We start from the raw sequence: 18,007 nt of genomic DNA, 5'->3' as shown, positions 1-18,007 counted from the left end.
ACAAAGCTGCCAGGCAACTTACGGCGCAGTGCGGGCGGCTTCACAGGCAGTCTGCCCGCTTTCGCATAGACGTCTTGTAACAGCTTATTCCAGAACGCGCGCTAGCGCGCGCGGGCGTCCTGCATATGCTGCAGCTCATCGGTATAGCGGCGCAGTTGCTGCGCCTGGCCTTGCAGCAGGGGCCGCACATCCAGCGGCAGGGCCGATTCCAGCACGCGCTGGTAGCGCTCGGCCACCAGCACCAGGCAGAGATTGCACTCGGCAATCAGGTCGCGGTCGCTGTGGAGGTTGGCGCGCTGCTTGAACTCGGTCCAGCCGCGATGCATGCGGCCAGCAGCACTGAGCCCGGGCCGCTCGACCAGCGGACTGGGTTCAGCCAGTTGCAGCTGCACATCCTGCAGCTGCCAGTCCATGGCGCGAAACTGCTCGGCCAGTGCATACAAATGGCTGCGCAGCGCAATCGCCCGGGCTTGCTCGCTGCCCGCGACCAGGCATTCCTCGCAATCGGCCAGGCCTTGCTGGAGCACGCGCACCGCATGCTGAACCTGGACGGCAGACAGCTGTTCGCCTTGCAGGCCGCTGATCGCGTGGTCATAGGCGGCGCGCGCAATGGTCCTCGCTTCGGTCCAATCCATGGGATTGCTGCCGCGCACATGCTGCCACTGCACCTCCAGCTGGGTGGCCAGCGCATCAAAGCCCGAGGGATTGCGCTGCGCCGCATACCAGCCCAGCGCGAGCGCCGGGCGGTAGGCCTCAAAGGGCTGACCCGCCACATAAAAATCCATGCTTTGGTAGTGGCTGCGCCAGTAGCTGTCTTCACGCGCAGGGTTGCCCCACAGGGCCTTGGCCTTGGGCGGCAGACCGCCGGCCATCGCGCCGTGCAATGCATCGCCCGCCAACTGGGCCATGCCATTGGCGGTCGACGCTGCCAGCCGCAAGGTATTGAGCAGCGCCGAGCGCTGGCGGCCAATGCGTTCGGGCGAGTTGCGGTACGCCTGGGCCGAAAACACCGAAGTCATCTTTTGCATGGATTGCACCACCGGGCAGACAGTAATGGCCCATTGTGGCACGGTTCAAACCGCATCAATGGCTGGCCTCTGTCAGCGAAACCGCCGCCTTGGAGGCGGCGGTTGGTCTACCCTTCAAATGCGCTTACGCATCAATCATCGCTGGCCGACAGCCCCAGCTCCTGGATCTTGCGGGTGATGGTGTTGCGGCCAATGCCCAGGCGTTGGGCCGCTTCCATGCGCCGGCCATGGGTGGCGGCCAGTGCACTCTTGATCAGCTGCGATTCAAAGCGCCGGCTGAGCACATCCCAGACCTCGGTGCTGCCCGATTGCAGCAGCACATCGGCCTCGCGGGCCAGGTCGCCCTCCCAATCACCGCCCTGGGCTGCACCGCTGGCCAAGCCATGGACGGGCATGGACACGACGGGCTGGCTGGCAGGCACCTCAGCGGCAGCGGGCCGGTAGCTGTGGTCTTGCGGCGCGGCCTGCACCGGTTGCGCTGCGCTGGCCAGACTGGCGGAGGCCAGTGGCGCAGCCGGCGTGGCCTGCAGCACCTCGGGCGGCAGATCCTGCACGGACACCCATTGCGCGGGCGCCATGACGGTGATCCAGTGGCAGATGTTCTCCAGCTGCCGCACATTGCCCGGGAACGCAAACTGGGCCAGTTGGGCCAGTGCCGCTTCCGACAGCTGCTTGGGCTCCACCCCCAATTGCTTGGCGCTGGCTGCCAGAAAGTGGCGCGCCAGCATCGGAATGTCTTCCTTGCGCTCGCGCAGCGGTGGCAGGCGCAGGCGGATCACATTGAGGCGGTGGAACAAATCCTCGCGGAACACGCCCTTGTGCACCCGGTCTTCCAGGTTCTGGTGGGTGGCCGCTATCACGCGCACATGCGACTTGACCGGCACATGGCCGCCGACGCGGTAGAAATGCCCGTCAGACAGCACACGCAGCAGCCGGGTCTGCAGGTCAAACGGCATGTCGCCGATTTCGTCCAGAAACAAGGTGCCGCCCTCAGCCTGCTCAAAGCGGCCCCGGCGCTGGGTCTGCGCGCCGGTGAAGGCACCGCGTTCATGGCCAAACAGCTCGCTCTCGAGCAAGTCCTTGGGAATGGCGGCGGTGTTGATGGCCACAAACGGGCCACCCGCCACCGGCGAATGCTTGTGCAGCGCGCGCGCGACCAGCTCCTTGCCCGAGCCAGACTCGCCCGTCACCATCACCGTGACATTGCTTTGCGACAGGCGGCCGATGGCGCGGAACACATCCTGCATCGCCGGGGCCTGGCCCAGCATCTCGCCATTGCCGCCCGACTGGGACAGCTCAGGCGCCTGGCTTTCGCTTTGCTGCACGGCGCGCTTGATCAGCTCCACGGCCTTGGGCAGGTCAAACGGTTTGGGCAGGTATTCAAAGGCCCCGCGCTGGAAGGCCGAGACGGCGCTGTCCAGGTCCGAGTAGGCGGTCATGATGATGACCGGCAGCTGCGGATGGTCCTCATGCACCTGTTCGAGCAACTGCAGGCCATTGCCACCCGGCATGCGGATGTCGCTGACCAGCACTGACGGCGCCAGTGCCTGGTCGCTCACATTGTCAAAGGCTTCGAGTACTTCCTTGGGATGCACAAAGCTGCGCGTGGGCAGCTGCTCGCGGGCGAGTGCCTTCTCCAGTACAAATCGGATCGACGGGTCATCATCCACTATCCAGATTGGTTTCATTGTCGCTATCACCCTACCCTTACAGTTCTACATACCGTGGTCCTGCAGCAAGGGAAGCCAACTGCCCCCTAGTCTGTCAACGGCAGCATGATGCGGAAATCCGTGCGCCCGGGCTCGCTCTCGCATTCAATCAGGCCTTCATGTCGCTGCACGAAGGTCTGCGCCAGCGGCAAACCCAGGCCCGTGCCACCATCACGTCCGGTCACCAAGGGGTAGAAGATCCGCTCCTTGATGTCCGGCTCGATGCCAGGACCGTTGTCGATGACATGCAATTCCAGTGCCAACTTGTGCCGCTTGCGGCCCAAGGTCAGCTGCCGGGCAATGCGGGTGCGCAAAGTAATGCGCGCCTGGTCCTGGGCCATTTGCGGCACCAGCACCTGCGCAGCATTTTGCACAATGTTCAGCAAGGCTTGAATGAGCTGCTCGCGATCGCCGCGGATCTCGGGCAGCGAGGTGTCGTAATCGCGCTCGATGCGCAGGCCCTGCGGGTACTCGAGCAGCACCAGCTGGCAGACGCGCTCGCAGACCTCGTGGATATTCACATCCCCCACCGTGTGCGGGTGGCGGTGCGGCGCGAGCAAGCGGTCGACCAGCGCCTGCAAGCGGTCGGCCTCGTGAATGATGACGTCGGTGTATTCCTTGAGCTGAGCATCGGGCAGCTCCAGCTCCAGCAGCTGGGCCGCGCCCCGTATGCCACCCAGCGGGTTCTTGATCTCGTGGGCGAGGTTGCGGATCAGCTCCTTGTTGGCAAGCGCCTGCTCGCGCACACGCTCCTCGCGGTCCTGCCGCACCTGTTGCTCCAGCGGCCACAGCTCCACCAGAATGCTCTCCTCCTCTTCCCACCAGGAGAGGTTGGCATGCACGGGAAAGGCGTCTTGCAGGCTGCGCCGCAATTGCGCCTCAAAGCGCAGCGACGAAAAGCGCTGCGCCCGCGCATCGACCAGGGCCTTGTGGATCAGTTCATCGTCCTGGAAAAATCCACCAAAGTAGTGGCCCAGAATGCTTTTGCGCGAGACGCCCAGCGCATTCTCCAGCGCTGCATTGACCCGCACAGCGGCGCCATCGAGCCGTATCACGGCGACCAAGGTGGCGATGTGTTCCAGCGCCTGCCATTCGCGATCCATGGCACGGAGGTCAGACATGGGATATGCCCCAAAAGGTTGAAGCTTTGATTATGGGGCCGGCAGGCGTTGGAGCTCACGCTGGATGCCAGCGATATCGCTGTCGTTGCGCGTGATTTCTTGCTTCAGATCGGCCACGCGCTTGGTGTAGAAGGCGGGGTTGCGCATCTCCAGCGCGTTTTTCTCGGGCTCGCCGTTGTTGTACTCACGCGCCAAAGCGAGCTTTTTGTCCTGGGCTTTTTTCAGCTCGGTCTCCAGGATGAGGCGCGCGTCGGAATCGCGGGCGCGGCCTTCGGCCGTGGTGGAGCGTGGCGCGGGTGACGCAGCGGCGGGCGCACGCGCGGGGCGCGGGGCAGCTGCGGGGGCATTGGGTGCGGGTGCCGGGCTGGCAGCGGGTGTGTGCGGGCGCGTGCCTTGCACGATGGTGACATTGGCGCCTTCGACCACGGCGCAGCCCTTTTGCCGCGCCTTGGCCACATCGTTGGTGTATTCATTGCCACAGCGATAAATGCGATCCTGCGCCACCGCGCCTTGCGCACATGCCACTGCCACCATCAAAAACAACAACTTTGTATGCATAACCCCGTTTCGCCCGTTCACTCCACTTTGCCCGTATGTCCGTGACAGCCCGTTAGCGGCTTTGCACGATGGCCCCTCTCTGCAACCCGCAGTGTAGCTACAAAGGAGGCCGATCATGCCGAACAGTTCCTGCTGTTACAGATTCGCCGCTGTCCGGCCATGCCCCCTGCCCCGAGAACATCCATAAAAAAACGGCCTGCCACCTTTGCAGGTCGGCAGGCCGTTTTGCCCAAAGGGCCAGGTCACGAGGACCTGGCCAGCAGGGGCTTACAGCGAGTAGTACATGTCGTATTCGACGGGGTGCACGGCTTGGCGGAAGCGGGTCACTTCGCCCATCTTCAGCTCGATGTAGGCGTCCAGCATGCTGTCGCTGAACACACCGCCCTTGGTCAGGAACGCGCGGTCGGCATCCAGTGCCTCCAGAGCCTGGTCCAGGCTGTGGCACACGGTAGGCACCAGCTTGTCTTCCTCGGGTGGCAGATGGTACAGATCCTTGGTGGCGGCTTCACCCGGATGGATCTTGTTTTCCACGCCGTCCAGACCGGCCATCAACAGCGCTGCAAAGCCCAGGTAGGGGTTCATCAGGGGATCGGGGAAACGTGCTTCCACGCGGCGGCCCTTGGGGTTGCTCACGTAAGGAATACGGATCGATGCCGAGCGGTTCTTGGCCGAGTAAGCCAGCTTCACGGGCGCCTCGAAACCAGGAACCAGGCGCTTGTAGCTGTTGGTGCCAGGGTTGGTGATGGCGTTCAGCGCGCGAGCGTGCTTGATGATGCCGCCGATGTAGTACAGCGCGAAATCGGACAGACCGGCATAGCCGTCACCGGCGAACAGGTTCTTGCCGTCTTTCCACACGGACTGGTGCACGTGCATGCCCGAGCCGTTGTCGCCCGAGTAAGGCTTGGGCATGAAGGTCGCCGTCTTGCCGTAGGTGTCTGCCACGTTCCAGATCACGTACTTTTGCACCTGGGTCCAGTCGGCACGCTCGACCAGGGTCGAGAAACGAGTGCCCAGTTCATTCTGGCCAGCGCCCGCCACTTCGTGGTGGAACACTTCAACCGGGATGCCCAGCGATTCGAGCAGCAGCGACATTTCAGCGCGCATGTCCTGGGTGCTGTCAACAGGAGGCACAGGGAAGTAGCCGCCCTTGACGCGTGGACGGTGGCCACGGTTGCCGTTATCGAACTTGGCGCCGCTGTTCCAGGGTGCTTCGTACTCTTCGATGTCGAAGAACGGGTTGTTGGGCTCGGTGCTCCAACGCACGCCATCGAAGATGAAGAATTCTGGCTCTGGACCGAAGTAGGCGGTATCGCCCAGGCCCGATGCCTTCAGGTAGGCTTCTGCGCGCTTGGCAACCGAGCGTGGATCGCGGTCATAGGCCTTGCCGTCACCGGGCTCGATCACGTCGCACTGCAGGAACATCGTGGTTTCGTCAAAGAACGGATCGATGTTGGCGGTGTTGGGATCGGGCATCAGCAGCATATCGGATGCTTCGATACCCTTCCAGCCAGCGATGGAGGAGCCATCAAACGCGTGGCCCGAAGTGAACTTGTCTTCGTCAAAGTGCGAGATAGGCACCGTGACGTGCTGTTCCTTGCCACGGGTGTCGGTGAAACGCAGATCAACGAACTTGACCTCGTTCTCGTCCAACATGCTCATCACATCTGCAACGCTCTTGGCCATCTAATGCTCCAAAGAAAATCGTGAATAAAAAGGGCTGTGCCAAGACTAAAGCAGTTTACGTGCCAGTTTTATGACATGCCCATGCCAACCAGAAGATGCGGGCCTGCCAGAACGCGAACGCACCCGGACTTTGCCCAAAGCCAGACTGTAACGCGCTTTTGGCCTGGGGCCCCGGGAGGCGCTGAGGATTTTGCAGCCTACGGTCCAGATCTGTGCAGGCCATGGCAGCCGATGCCGCATCAGCACCAAAATGGTGCAAATCTATATCAATTTTGCCAGCATCACTGACGCTCACCAAATTGGTTATTTGTGCACTTTATTGGTGCGTTGACAACATAGCCACGGTACCAAGCCATCGGCATCGCACCCCGCAGCGCGTCTTCGCCGCTTATCTGGGCGCCGCCGAATCGGGCAGCAGCGCACCGTCGGCAGGATCGGCCACCACCGGCTCCGTCCCGGGCAGCTGCGCGCCAGGCTCACCATTCTCGATCCGCAGCTGTTGCAGCGCGGCCAGGCAAAAGTGGATGAACCACAGCGAGGAAAAAGCAAACGTGATCGCATAGATCCACACCGCAATGGGTACGAGCACCACAAAGCCAATGGTGAACACCATGCCCGAGGCCCAGACGACGCTGGGCGCAATGCCGATGTAGCCCGAGATGATGCCCATCAGCAAGAGCGGCCAGCGGTAACGCTGCAGCAGCGTGTCGCGCTCAGCCTTGCTGGCATGCTCTGCCAGTGCATCGACACTCATCACGCGGTAGGTCAGCCAGCCCCAGATGACAGGCGGCACGATCAGCACCAAAGGCGGGATCAGCCACAGCGGCATGGTAACGACAAAGGCCACAATGGCCACCGCCGAGGTGCTCAAAGCCCAGAGCACGCTGGTGACCAGGCCCATGCCTTTTTTCTTTTCCAGCTGGGCAAAGCGCTGCTCGGTCACCATGTTGACCAGGGCTGGTGTCATCAAAAGCGCAATCACCAGCAGCGCGACCACCGCCGCTATGGGCGTGATCAAGATCAGCACCACAAAGGGCGCAATGCCGGCTGCAAAGCCTTCCGTACCAGTGCTGCCAAACCAGCTGAACACTGTGCGCAGCCAGCCTATTGTCTCCACCCAGTGCTGCATCGTCGCCACGGCGCCTGACCAGTAGAAATAGCTCCAGCCACCCAAGGCCACCAGCATCACCACCAGTGGCAGCACGGACAGCAGCATGACCCGGGGACGGAAACAATAGGCAGCGGCACGCCAGAAGGCATCAAACATCAGGCGGGAGCCCGCAGACGCGAGGGGCATGGGGTGAACTCCTTGTGTATCTGAGCGGGGTGGTCAGGCCAACCAGCCGCTCAGTGGTTCGGCATCAGCCGGTTGCGCAGCACTCAGGCGCGGCCCAAAAGGCGCAGCAGCCCGCGCCATTGCTGGCTCCAAAAGCCGCGTCCGTAATCGCGCAACTGCCCTTGCCGGTTGGGCTGCACCTGGTCACGGATACCGGTAGGGTCATAGCGTAGCTCAAAGTTGGCGGTGCCAAAAAGCATATCCCACCATGGCAGCAGCACACCGAAATTGCAGCCCCCCAAGCGGGTGCGTGGCGCAGCCTCGCCGGCCTTTACCGCCGTGTTGGGCGCTGCGCTGGCAGCGGGCGATTCATGGCCGATGCCAATCGCATGGTGGCGGCGGTGAAAGCGCGGGCTGATCCACAGGCGCTCGCCCAGGCGGCCAAACCACAGGCGCAGGTTCGCGTGCTGCAGGCTTTCGCTCAGCTGGGTGATCGCGACAATCGCCACGAACTGGCTGGGCGCGACACCGATCAACACGGCCACGAACACCAGAATGCTGTCATGCACCAGGTCATCGAGCAGGTGGTTGCGGTTGTCGCTCCACATCGTCATCTGCTGCTGCGAATGGTGCAAGGCATGCAGCCGCCACCACCAGACAAACTGGTGCTGGCCGCGGTGGATCCAGTAGGCCACAAAGTCGAACACCACCAGGTAGATCAGCAGGCTCACCCAACCCAGGTCGGTCACACCAGGCCAGAGCGCATCGAGGTGCCAGGTCTCAAAGCCGCGCACGCGCAGCGCGCCCACCACCATGTCCCACAGCGGATCGATGGTAAAGAACAAGGCCAGGCGAAACAGGCCCAGGCGATGGATAAAGGTGTAGAGCATGTCCACCCGGATCGCATGCCGGTCGGTCACAGCCTCGACCGGCCGCCAGCGCTGCAAGGGCGCAATCACCAGCACCATGATGAGAATCTGCAGGCAACCCACGAGGAACCAGCCCGCTGCCGTGTAGCCATCTTCCAGATAGCTGGCCAGGCCCAGGTTGAACAGCAGAGGCTGCAGCAACTGCTCAAAGAGCCACTGCTGTGCGTTGTCAAAAAGCGTGCTGAGAAATTCCATGGCAAACCATCAATTCAAACCAGACCACAAGCCTTGCAGCGGCCAGTGTGCGCTACGGCAAGCGCTCTCAGCCACCATGCTGACGAATCCATTCTTGGTACTGGGGATGTTCGCGCAGGGTGGCAAAGCAAAATCCCTTGGCCTGCAGGCCTTCAATCAAGGGCTGCAGCACGGCAGGCGCCCAGGGGTCCTTGCGGTCCCAGATGCCCAGGTGGGCCAGCAAGATATCGCCGGGGCGGATGTCGCGCAGCGCCTTGTCCAGCAACTGCTGGTTGGGGTACTTGTCGCTGGGCAGTTCATCGCCGAGAAAGCCCGCTGGCGACCAGCCCACATGGGCATAGCCGCAGCGCCTGGCCGCCGCAATCAGGCTGGGCGAGGTCTTGCCACCGGGAGCCCGGAACAGCGGCAAAGGCTTGACACCAGTGATCTGGGCCAGGCGGTCTTCGGATTGCTGGATCTGCGCGCAATACTGCGCAGCGCTCCACTCAAAACGCTGCCCCGCCTGCGGCCCTTGCGAGGGCTGCACCTTGAAGCGGGGTGCAGCGCCTGCAGGCCCTTTGATATCGCCACGCCAGTAGGTGTGGTCCCAGGTGTGCGAGGCAAAGGCATGGCCTTCTGCGGCGCGCGCACGCCACCAAGGCGCCCAGTTGTCGCCCAGGCTGCCGTCACCCTCCTTGGTGCGTTCATTGGCGGCAAAGAAGGTGACCTTCACCTGCGTCTTGCGCAAGACGTCGGCAATCTGGTTGGCCACGCCCATGTGGCCGGTGTCCAAGGTCAGATACACAGGCTTGCTGCAGCTGCCTGCCGCAGTGGCTGCAGCGGCAGGCGCTGGAGCAGCAGGCTGGGCAAAGGCAGCAGCGCTGCCCCAACTTGCGGCCAAAAGCCAGAAAAATGTGCTGCGCATGGCGTGGAGATCCCCTCTGCTACTGAATCAACTATGCACGGGCCATGCACTAGCGCGGTGCGTGGTCCAGCACCCAGATGCCATGCGGCGACTTGCCCACCTTCACCTGGTTGACCACCTTGCGCTCGACCGTATCGATCACACTCATCTTGCCCGCCCAGCGCGAACTGAGGTAGATATAGCGGCCATCCGGGCTCACATCCATGCAGTCAGGGCCGCTGGGGCCGGGGTAGCGGTCCACGACGGTCTGACTGACCATGTCGAGCTTGCTGATGGTATTGGCCACCCGGTTGCTGACAAAAAGATGGCGGCCATCGCCCGTTGCGCGGAACGCGTGCGCGCCCTTATCAGTCTTGATGGTCTTGACCAACTGGGGCTCTGCGCCGCTCACATCAAACACCTGCACGCCGTCGCTGCCGGTCAGCGCGACAAAAACGAATTTGTCGTCCGGGCTGCCATACAGATCGGCAGGCATCTGCCCTGTCTTGGTGCGCCATTTCAGGGTCTGGGTGGCGATGTCGATGGCCACCAGCTCGTCGCTGTCCTGCATGGTCGAGTAGATCGTCCGGCTCTTGCTGTCGATCCACAGGTGGCTGGGCGTCTTGCCGGTGGCAATGCGCTTGACCAGCTTGGGCTCTTGCCCATCCCAGCGGTAGATGTCAATGTGGTTGAGGCGGTTGGCTGCGGTCACAAACCACTTCATGTCGGGCGAAAAACGCAGATGGTAGGGATCGGAGATGCCCTGGATCACGCGCTGCACCTCGGCCGTCTTGGGATCGACAAAGGTCAGCGAGTCGCCGGTTGCATTGGCCACGATCACCGACTTGCTGTCCGGCGTCAGATACAGGTGGTGGGGCTCCTTGCCCGTAGGAATGCGCTTGACCTCTTTCCAGGTGGTGGGGTCAATCACGCTGATGCTGGCGTCCAGCGAATTGAGCACCAAAATGGGGTTGGCTGCATGCGCCGCAGTGGCCGCAAAGGCCATCACCGCGACCAGAGAACGGGCAAAAACGAAAGGCTTCACGAGCTATTCCTACTAGTAACGCAGCGAGTGTAGCTGCCCGCCATAAATTGCAGCACCACCAAGAGGCGATTGGCGATGTAAATAGTTGTGCAACTTGCGCCAAAGCCACACATGGCCAAATACCTTCAGGGCTTGAGCAGTGCCATCTCGTCCGCGGTGAGCCAGCGCCACTCGCCTGGCTTGAGCTCGTCGGTCAGCACCAAACCACCTATCTGGGCACGGTGCAGACCTTCCACGCGGTTGCCCACAGCCGCCAGCATGCGCTTGACCTGGTGGTATTTGCCTTCGGTCAGCGTCAAATCCAAGGTGTTGTCGCCGGTTTTCACGCAGGCAGCCGCCTTGACAGGCTTGGGATCGTCATCCAGAACCACACCGGCCAACAGACGCTCGATCTGCTGCTCCGTCACCGCATGCTTGGCCGTCACCTGGTAGCGCTTGGGCACATGCTTCTTGGGCGAGCTCATACGGTGGATGAACTGACCGTCGTCGCTCAGCAGCAGCATGCCAGTCGTGTCCTGGTCCAAGCGGCCCACGGCCTGCAACCCCTGGATGGCGTTCTTGTTGGGGCGTGTGCGCAGCGGCAATGGAAGCAGGCTGTAGATGCTGGGATGGGCCGATGGCTTTTGCGAGCACTCAGTGCCTGCTGGCTTGTTTAGCAGCACATAGCCCAGCGCATGGTATTCCCACTCCACGCCCTGAACCTTGAAGCGCAGGCCTTCAGGATCTACGTCGGCGGTCGAGTCCGTCTCCGCAACCCATTCGTTCGCCTGTGCATCCCACAACTGCACCCAGCCTTGTTGCACCAGGCCCGAGCACACGCGGCGCACACCAAAACCCTGCGAATACAACATATCCTGCAACTGCATCCCAACCCCTTCACGCCAGCCACAGACCGCTGCTGCAGCGAGATAAAAAGAAAAACCCCTCTACTCGGGTAGAGCAGAGGGGTTGATCAGTATAAAAGCCTGACGATGACCTACTTTCACACGGGAATCCGCACTATCATCGGCGCGAAGTCGTTTCACTGTCCTGTTCGGGATGGGAAGGAGTGGTACCAACTTGCTATGGTCATCAGGCATAACTTTTTGCTCCTTGGCGGCTTTGCGCTGATCGGTCGATCAGGGCATTGCTGCTTTTGAAGCGAATTCATAGAGTCGGCATCAAGCTTTGGAGCTTGGTGCTATCAGCGTTTTATTTGATTGCGCCGACCTGAGCCAGTGATTGTAACACGCTGTGGTGTTCATCATTGTCTGATCTCAAGTCTTTGGCATAACTGCAGTTGCAGTGTTCTTTGCATTGGGCCCCATCTAAGGGCGGGGCCAATCAAAGTTATAGGGTCAAGCCGCACGAGCAATTAGTATTGGTTAGCTTAACGCATTGCTGCGCTTCCACACCCAACCTATCAACGTCCTGGTCTAGAACGACTCTTCAGGGGGGTCAAGCCCCCGGCAGATCTCATCTTGGAACGAGTTTCCCGCTTAGATGCTTTCAGCGGTTATCTCTTCCACACATAGCTACTCGGCAATGCCACTGGCGTGACAACCGATACACCAGAGGTGTGTCCACTCCGGTCCTCTCGTACTAGGAGCAGGCTTCCTCAAATCTGCAGCGCCCACGGAAGATAGGGACCAAACTGTCTCACGACGTTTTAAACCCAGCTCACGTACCTCTTTAAATGGCGAACAGCCATACCCTTGGGACCGACTACAGCCCCAGGATGAGATGAGCCGACATCGAGGTGCCAAACACCGCCGTCGATATGAACTCTTGGGCGGTATCAGCCTGTTATCCCCAGAGTACCTTTTATCCGTTGAGCGATGGCCCTTCCATACAGAACCACCGGATCACTATGTCCTGCTTTCGCATCTGCTCGACTTGTCAGTCTCGCAGTTAAGCACGCTTATGCCATTGCACTATCGTCACGATGTCCGACCGTAACTAGCGTACCTTCGAACTCCTCCGTTACGCTTTGGGAGGAGACCGCCCCAGTCAAACTGCCTACCATGCACTGTCCCCGATCCAGATAATGGACCAAGGTTAGAACCTCAAACACACCAGGGTGGTATTTCAACGTTGGCTCCATGAGAACTAGCATCCTCACTTCAAAGCCTCCCACCTATCCTACACAGATCTGTTCAAAGTCCAATACAAAGCTACAGTAAAGGTTCATGGGGTCTTTCCGTCTTTCCGCGGGGAGATTGCATCATCACAAACATTTCAACTTCGCTGAGTCTCAGGAGGAGACAGTGTGGCCATCGTTACGCCATTCGTGCAGGTCGGAACTTACCCGACAAGGAATTTCGCTACCTTAGGACCGTTATAGTTACGGCCGCCGTTTACTGGGACTTCAATCAAGAGCTTGCACCCCATCATTTAATCTTCCAGCACCGGGCAGGCGTCACACCCTATACGTCCACTTTCGTGTTTGCAGAGTGCTGTGTTTTTATTAAACAGTCGCAGCCACCTATTCTTTGCAACCCCGTTTAGCTCCGTTTGTACAACTTCACTTACTGAGGGCACACCTTCTCCCGAAGTTACGGTGTCAATTTGCCGAGTTCCTTCTCCTGAGTTCTCTCAAGCGCCTTAGAATACTCATCTCGCGCACCAGTGTCGGTTTGCGGTACGGTCGTGTGTAGCTGAAGCTTAGTGGCTTTTCCTGGAAGCTGGGTATCACTCACTTCGTCTGCAAGCAGACCCGTTATCACCCCTCATCTTAGCCCGGCGGATTTGCCTACCGAGCACGACTACAGGCTTGAACCAACATATCCAACAGTTGGCTGAGCTAACCTTCTTCGTCCCCACATCGCACTACACATCGGTACGGGAATATTGACCCGTTTCCCATCAGTTACGCATCTCTGCCTCACCTTAGGGGCCGACTTACTCTACGCCGATGAACGTTGCGTAGAAAACCTTGCGCTTACGGCGAGCGGGCTTTTCACCCGCTTTAACGCTACTCATGTCAGCATTCGCACTTCTGATACCTCCAGCATCCGTTACCAGACACCTTCACAGGCTTACAGAACGCTCTCCTACCACGCACAGTAAAACTGTGCATCCGCAGCTTCGGTAACTGGCTTAGCCCCGTTACATCTTCCGCGCAGGACGACTCGATCAGTGAGCTATTACGCTTTCTTTAAATGATGGCTGCTTCTAAGCCAACATCCTGACTGTTTTAGCCTTCCCACTTCGTTTCCCACTTAGCCCGTTTTAGGGACCTTAGCTGGCGGTCTGGGTTGTTTCCCTCTTGAGTCCGGACGTTAGCACCCGGTGCTCTGTCTCCCAAGCTGTACTCTGCGGTATTCGGAGTTTGCATAGGTTTGGTAAGTCGCCATGACCCCCTAGCCTAAACAGTGCTCTACCCCCGCAGGTAATACTTGAGGCACTACCTAAATAGTTTTCGGAGAGAACCAGCTATTTCCAAGTTTGTTTAGCCTTTCACCCCTATCCACAGCTCATCCCCTAGTTTTGCAACACTAGTGGGTTCGGACCTCCAGTACCTGTTACGGCACCTTCATCCTGGCCATGGATAGATCACTTGGTTTCGGGTCTACACCCAGCGACTTGTCGCCCTATTCGGACTCGATTTCTCTACGCCTTCCCTATTCGGTTAAGCTTGCCACTGAATGTAAGTCGCTGACCCATTATACAAAAGGTACGCCGTCACCCCTAAGGGCTCCGACTTTTTGTAAGCATGCGGTTTCAGGATCTATTTCACTCCCCTCCCGGGGTTCTTTTCGCCTTTCCCTCACGGTACTTGTTCACTATCGGTCGATGATGAGTATTTAGCCTTGGAGGATGGTCCCCCCATATTCAGACAGGGTTTCTCGTGCCCCGCCCTACTTGTCTGCAGCCTAGTACCACCAATGCGTTTTCACATACGGGGCTATCACCCACTATGGCCGGACTTTCCATTCCGTTTTGTTAACACACTGACTATCACTGCAAGGCTCTTCCGAATTCGCTCGCCACTACTATCGGAATCTCGGTTGATGTCTTTTCCTCTGGGTACTTAGATGTTTCAGTTCTCCAGGTTCGCTTCGACAACCTATGTATTCAGTTGCCGATACCTATTGCTAGGTGGGTTCCCCCATTCAGAAATCTCCGGATCAAAGTTTATTTGCCAACTCCCCGAAGCTTATCGCAGGCTATCACGTCTTTCGTCGCCTATCATCGCCAAGGCATCCACCACATGCTCTTAGTCACTTGACCCTATAACTTTGACATCTATCTCTAGATCTCAAGCCAAGAACCCAAGCAACTGCTTTGCGAGGTCTCTCACCTCGCGCGTTATGCCGTAATGTGAATATCTTTGCTGTAGACCTGGTCGCCCAAGTCCACATTCTTGAAGAATATTCGTCATTACTGAATAAAAATTGCTCTCGCAAAGTTTCATTCGTTTTGACGCAATCAAATTGTTGCTGGTGGCACGGTCTGCACTAAACCTTTACGAATGTGCAGTTTCCACCAGCAACGCTGATTTTCGACTCTATGAATTTTTAAAGAACAGCCGTGTTGATCCGGGAATCCGGAATCAACAACAAAACAGTCTCTTGCGAAACCGCTTTGGTGTTGAGTGATAAGTTATCAGTAAAAGTATTGGTGGAGGATGACGGGATCGAACCGACGACCCCCTGCTTGCAAAGCAGGTGCTCTCCCAGCTGAGCTAATCCCCCTGATTGCCTATAGCCGGCGCATTGCTTCGTTGCCCGCTGCTCACACACATCAGTGTGCTTCGCATCAGACGCCTCGCACTGCTTGGCTCTAGTCAATCAGAATCTACTCCGATTAACCAAAGCGGCATAAGCTCAACCTCTAAATCCGTTGGAATCTAATGGTGGGTCTAGTTGGGCTCGAACCAACGACCCCTGCGTTATCAACACAGTGCTCTAACCAGCTGAGCTACAGACCCATTCCACGCAGCGAGCTCTTGTGAGCTAGCCACCTGGCTTGTGTTCCAACAACCGATAAGTGTGGGCGTTCAATCTTGATTGCTTTTTTGGCTCCTGCCGTGCCGATGGCACTTAACTTTGTTTGCACAAAGTTAGCATCCACCGAAACAGCGAAGCTGTTTTCCAGAAAGGAGGTGATCCAGCCGCACCTTCCGATACGGCTACCTTGTTACGACTTCACCCCAGTCACGAACCCCGCCGTGGTAAGCGCCCTCCTTGCGGTTAGGCTACCTACTTCTGGCGAGACCCGCTCCCATGGTGTGACGGGCGGTGTGTACAAGACCCGGGAACGTATTCACCGTGACATTCTGATCCACGATTACTAGCGATTCCGACTTCACGCAGTCGAGTTGCAGACTGCGATCCGGACTACGACTGGCTTTATGGGATTAGCTCCCCCTCGCGGGTTGGCAACCCTTTGTACCAGCCATTGTATGACGTGTGTAGCCCCACCTATAAGGGCCATGAGGACTTGACGTCATCCCCACCTTCCTCCGGTTTGTCACCGGCAGTCCCATTAGAGTGCCCTTTCGTAGCAACTAATGGCAAGGGTTGCGCTCGTTGCGGGACTTAACCCAACATCTCACGACACGAGCTGACGACAGCCATGCAGCACCTGTGTTACGGTTCTCTTTCGAGCACATGTCCATCTCTGGTCACTTCCGTACATGTCAAAGGTGGGTAAGGTTTTTCGCGTTGCATCGAATTAAACCACATCATCCACCGCTTGTGCGGGTCCCCGTCAATTCCTTTGAGTTTCAACCTTGCGGCCGTACTCCCCAGGCGGTCAACTTCACGCGTTAGCTTCGTTACTGAGAAAGTTAATTCCCAACAACCAGTTGACATCGTTTAGGGCGTGGACTACCAGGGTATCTAATCCTGTTTGCTCCCCACGCTTTCGTGCATGAGCGTCAGTACAGGTCCAGGGGATTGCCTTCGCCATCGGTGTTCCTCCGCATATCTACGCATTTCACTGCTACACGCGGAATTCCATCCCCCTCTACCGTACTCTAGCTATGCAGTCACAAAGGCCGTTCCCAGGTTGAGCCCGGGGATTTCACCTCTGTCTTACATAACCGCCTGCGCACGCTTTACGCCCAGTAATTCCGATTAACGCTCGCACCCTACGTATTACCGCGGCTGCTGGCACGTAGTTAGCCGGTGCTTATTCTTACGGTACCGTCATCACTCTCCTTTATTAGAAGAGAGCTTTTCGTTCCGTACAAAAGTAGTTTACAACCCGAGGGCCTTCATCCTACACGCGGCATTGCTGGATCAGGCTTTCGCCCATTGTCCAAAATTCCCCACTGCTGCCTCCCGTAGGAGTCTGGGCCGTGTCTCAGTCCCAGTGTGGCTGGTCGTCCTCTCAGACCAGCTACAGATCGTCGGCTTGGTAAGCTTTTATCCCACCAACTACCTAATCTGCCATCAGCCGCTCTAGTAGCGCAAGGCCCGAAGGTCCCCTGCTTTCATCCTTAGATCTCATGCGGTATTAGCTACTCTTTCGAGTAGTTATCCCCCACTACTAGGCACGTTCCGATGTGTTACTCACCCGTTCGCCACTCGTCAGCATCCGAAGACCTGTTACCGTTCGACTTGCATGTGTAAAGCATGCCGCCAGCGTTCAATCTGAGCCAGGATCAAACTCTATAGTTCGATCTTGAATTTAAAGTCTCTCGACTACTCACTCACTTGACGGAATAAAAAAGATCCTAAGATCTTCATCATTACTGTTTAAAGTGAGCGCTTGTTTTGCTCCGAAGAACATATGGCAATCGCCACCAAACGCCCACGCTTATCGGCTGTTAATTTTTAAAGACCTGACCCAAGAGCCTCAACCCTCAGATCCCCTTCGCCGCGATCAGCGAAGCCTTGTATTGTAGCACAGCTTTTTGAACTGTCTGACAAAGTTTTTAGCGCTTCCGCCAAACCCCTTGTCAGCATCTCAAAAAAACAAACCTTGCGAACCGCCCTCTTTCGAGTCTGGCAGCTTTGCAAGGCATCGTGCTGTCGATAGACGCTATTGTATAGGCGTTTACCGACAGCTTTTCATGAAATTGCAATTTTTTTCAACTGCAGCGGCCGGTCAGACCTTCCACTTCTCCAGCAGCTTTTCTGGACGCAAGCTGTCGTAGCCTTCGAACGGCTGGTGGATCCAGGGGTTGGTCGCCAGGAACTCCACCGAGTAATCGGGCGTGAAGGTGGAAACACCCTTGGTCCAGATCACCGCACTGCGCAGCTCCGTGATGGGCGCGTAGTTGTTCTTGAGCATGTTGATCACGGCATTGAGCGTGTGACCCGAGTCCGCGAGGTCATCGACCAGCAGCACGCGGCCAGCGATCTCACCCTTGGGGGTGGTGATGAAGCGCGCGATATCCAGGTGACCCTGCTGCGTACCGGCCTCGGCGCGGTACGAACTGGTCGACATGATGGCCAGGGGCTTGTCAAAAATACGGCTCAGGATGTCGCCAGGACGCATACCGCCGCGAGCCAGACACAAGATGGTGTCGAACTCCCAGCCCGATTGGTGAATCTTGATGGCCAGTTTTTCAATCAGGCCATGGTACTCGTCGTAGCTGACATACAAGTGCTTGCCGTCTTCAGTAAGCATGGGTTTCCTCAATCAAA

Annotated in this window: 11 protein-coding genes, 2 tRNA genes and 3 rRNA genes; all 16 read right to left on the bottom strand. The window is 58.3% G+C overall.

Features of this window, described 5'->3' with window-relative positions; all coding sequences use genetic code 11:
* Positions 1–101: 101 nt before the first annotated feature.
* The gene (locus F0Q04_RS11415) at positions 102–1,028 is read right to left on the bottom strand and encodes a hypothetical protein (RefSeq protein WP_133248236.1); all 927 of its coding nucleotides are present in this window, start codon (positions 1,026–1,028) and stop codon (positions 102–104) included.
* Positions 1,029–1,159: 131 nt separating this feature from the next.
* Positions 1,160–2,716, bottom strand: coding sequence for a nitrogen regulation protein NR(I) (ntrC, locus tag F0Q04_RS11410; protein ID WP_182345470.1), 1,557 nt, complete (start codon positions 2,714–2,716; stop codon positions 1,160–1,162).
* 68 nt (positions 2,717–2,784) lie between these two features.
* Positions 2,785–3,858 carry a nitrogen regulation protein NR(II) gene (gene glnL / locus F0Q04_RS11405; protein WP_116927834.1) on the bottom strand — a complete coding sequence of 358 codons (1,074 nt, stop codon included), beginning with the start codon at positions 3,856–3,858 and terminating at the stop codon, positions 2,785–2,787.
* Between the two features lie 30 nt (positions 3,859–3,888).
* The gene (locus tag F0Q04_RS11400) at positions 3,889–4,416 is read right to left on the bottom strand and encodes a hypothetical protein (protein WP_182345469.1); all 528 of its coding nucleotides are present in this window, start codon (positions 4,414–4,416) and stop codon (positions 3,889–3,891) included.
* A gap of 267 nt (positions 4,417–4,683) precedes the next feature.
* The gene (gene glnA / locus F0Q04_RS11395; RefSeq protein ID WP_116927832.1) at positions 4,684–6,099 is read right to left on the bottom strand and encodes a type I glutamate--ammonia ligase; all 1,416 of its coding nucleotides are present in this window, start codon (positions 6,097–6,099) and stop codon (positions 4,684–4,686) included.
* Positions 6,100–6,487: 388 nt separating this feature from the next.
* Positions 6,488–7,396: an EI24 domain-containing protein gene (locus tag F0Q04_RS11390; RefSeq protein WP_182345468.1), complete on the bottom strand. Its 909-nt coding sequence runs from the start codon at positions 7,394–7,396 to the stop codon at positions 6,488–6,490.
* Positions 7,397–7,479: 83 nt separating this feature from the next.
* Positions 7,480–8,499, bottom strand: coding sequence for a sterol desaturase family protein (locus F0Q04_RS11385; RefSeq protein ID WP_116927830.1), 1,020 nt, complete (start codon positions 8,497–8,499; stop codon positions 7,480–7,482).
* A gap of 67 nt (positions 8,500–8,566) precedes the next feature.
* Positions 8,567–9,403: a polysaccharide deacetylase family protein gene (locus F0Q04_RS11380; protein WP_182345467.1), complete on the bottom strand. Its 837-nt coding sequence runs from the start codon at positions 9,401–9,403 to the stop codon at positions 8,567–8,569.
* 49 nt (positions 9,404–9,452) lie between these two features.
* Complete coding sequence (locus F0Q04_RS11375; protein ID WP_182345639.1) at positions 9,453–10,388, bottom strand: beta-propeller fold lactonase family protein; 936 nt, start codon at positions 10,386–10,388, stop codon at positions 9,453–9,455.
* A gap of 164 nt (positions 10,389–10,552) precedes the next feature.
* Complete coding sequence (locus tag F0Q04_RS11370) at positions 10,553–11,293, bottom strand: 16S rRNA pseudouridine(516) synthase (RefSeq protein ID WP_182345466.1); 741 nt, start codon at positions 11,291–11,293, stop codon at positions 10,553–10,555.
* A gap of 97 nt (positions 11,294–11,390) precedes the next feature.
* Positions 11,391–11,503 (bottom strand): 5S ribosomal RNA (gene rrf / locus F0Q04_RS11365).
* A 257-nt stretch (positions 11,504–11,760) separates the two neighbouring features.
* Positions 11,761–14,639: ribosomal RNA gene (locus F0Q04_RS11360) — 23S ribosomal RNA — on the bottom strand.
* A 388-nt stretch (positions 14,640–15,027) separates the two neighbouring features.
* Positions 15,028–15,103, bottom strand: a tRNA-Ala gene (locus tag F0Q04_RS11355).
* A 159-nt stretch (positions 15,104–15,262) separates the two neighbouring features.
* Positions 15,263–15,339, bottom strand: a tRNA-Ile gene (locus F0Q04_RS11350).
* A 167-nt stretch (positions 15,340–15,506) separates the two neighbouring features.
* Positions 15,507–17,035 (bottom strand): 16S ribosomal RNA (locus F0Q04_RS11345).
* Together the 16S, 23S and 5S rRNA genes with 2 tRNA genes alongside form the textbook arrangement of a ribosomal RNA operon.
* A gap of 430 nt (positions 17,036–17,465) precedes the next feature.
* On the bottom strand, positions 17,466–17,990 hold the full coding sequence (locus F0Q04_RS11340) for a phosphoribosyltransferase (protein ID WP_021027527.1): 525 nt from the start codon (positions 17,988–17,990) through the stop codon (positions 17,466–17,468).
* Positions 17,991–18,007: the final 17 nt, after the last annotated feature.

The organism is Comamonas koreensis (assembly GCF_014076495.1).
Lineage (GTDB): Bacteria > Pseudomonadota > Gammaproteobacteria > Burkholderiales > Burkholderiaceae_C > Comamonas > Comamonas squillarum.
Note: the sequence above shows the minus strand (reverse complement) of the source record. Positions and strands in the feature narration are given on the sequence as shown.

Bases quoted from the DNA above. Each gene is read 5' to 3' on its own strand.
- F0Q04_RS11415 (WP_133248236.1), bottom strand. From the start codon at position 1,028: ATGCAAAAGATGACTTCGGTGTTTTCGGCCCAGGCGTACCGCAACTCG.
- ntrC (WP_182345470.1), bottom strand. From the start codon at position 2,716: ATGAAACCAATCTGGATAGTGGATGATGACCCGTCGATCCGATTTGTA.
- glnL (WP_116927834.1), bottom strand. From the start codon at position 3,858: ATGTCTGACCTCCGTGCCATGGATCGCGAATGGCAGGCGCTGGAACAC.
- F0Q04_RS11400 (WP_182345469.1), bottom strand. From the start codon at position 4,416: ATGCATACAAAGTTGTTGTTTTTGATGGTGGCAGTGGCATGTGCGCAA.
- glnA (WP_116927832.1), bottom strand. From the start codon at position 6,099: ATGGCCAAGAGCGTTGCAGATGTGATGAGCATGTTGGACGAGAACGAG.
- F0Q04_RS11390 (WP_182345468.1), bottom strand. From the start codon at position 7,396: ATGCCCCTCGCGTCTGCGGGCTCCCGCCTGATGTTTGATGCCTTCTGG.
- F0Q04_RS11385 (WP_116927830.1), bottom strand. From the start codon at position 8,499: ATGGAATTTCTCAGCACGCTTTTTGACAACGCACAGCAGTGGCTCTTT.
- F0Q04_RS11380 (WP_182345467.1), bottom strand. From the start codon at position 9,403: ATGCGCAGCACATTTTTCTGGCTTTTGGCCGCAAGTTGGGGCAGCGCT.
- F0Q04_RS11375 (WP_182345639.1), bottom strand. From the start codon at position 10,388: ATGGCCTTTGCGGCCACTGCGGCGCATGCAGCCAACCCCATTTTGGTG.
- F0Q04_RS11370 (WP_182345466.1), bottom strand. From the start codon at position 11,293: ATGCAGTTGCAGGATATGTTGTATTCGCAGGGTTTTGGTGTGCGCCGC.
- F0Q04_RS11340 (WP_021027527.1), bottom strand. From the start codon at position 17,990: ATGCTTACTGAAGACGGCAAGCACTTGTATGTCAGCTACGACGAGTAC.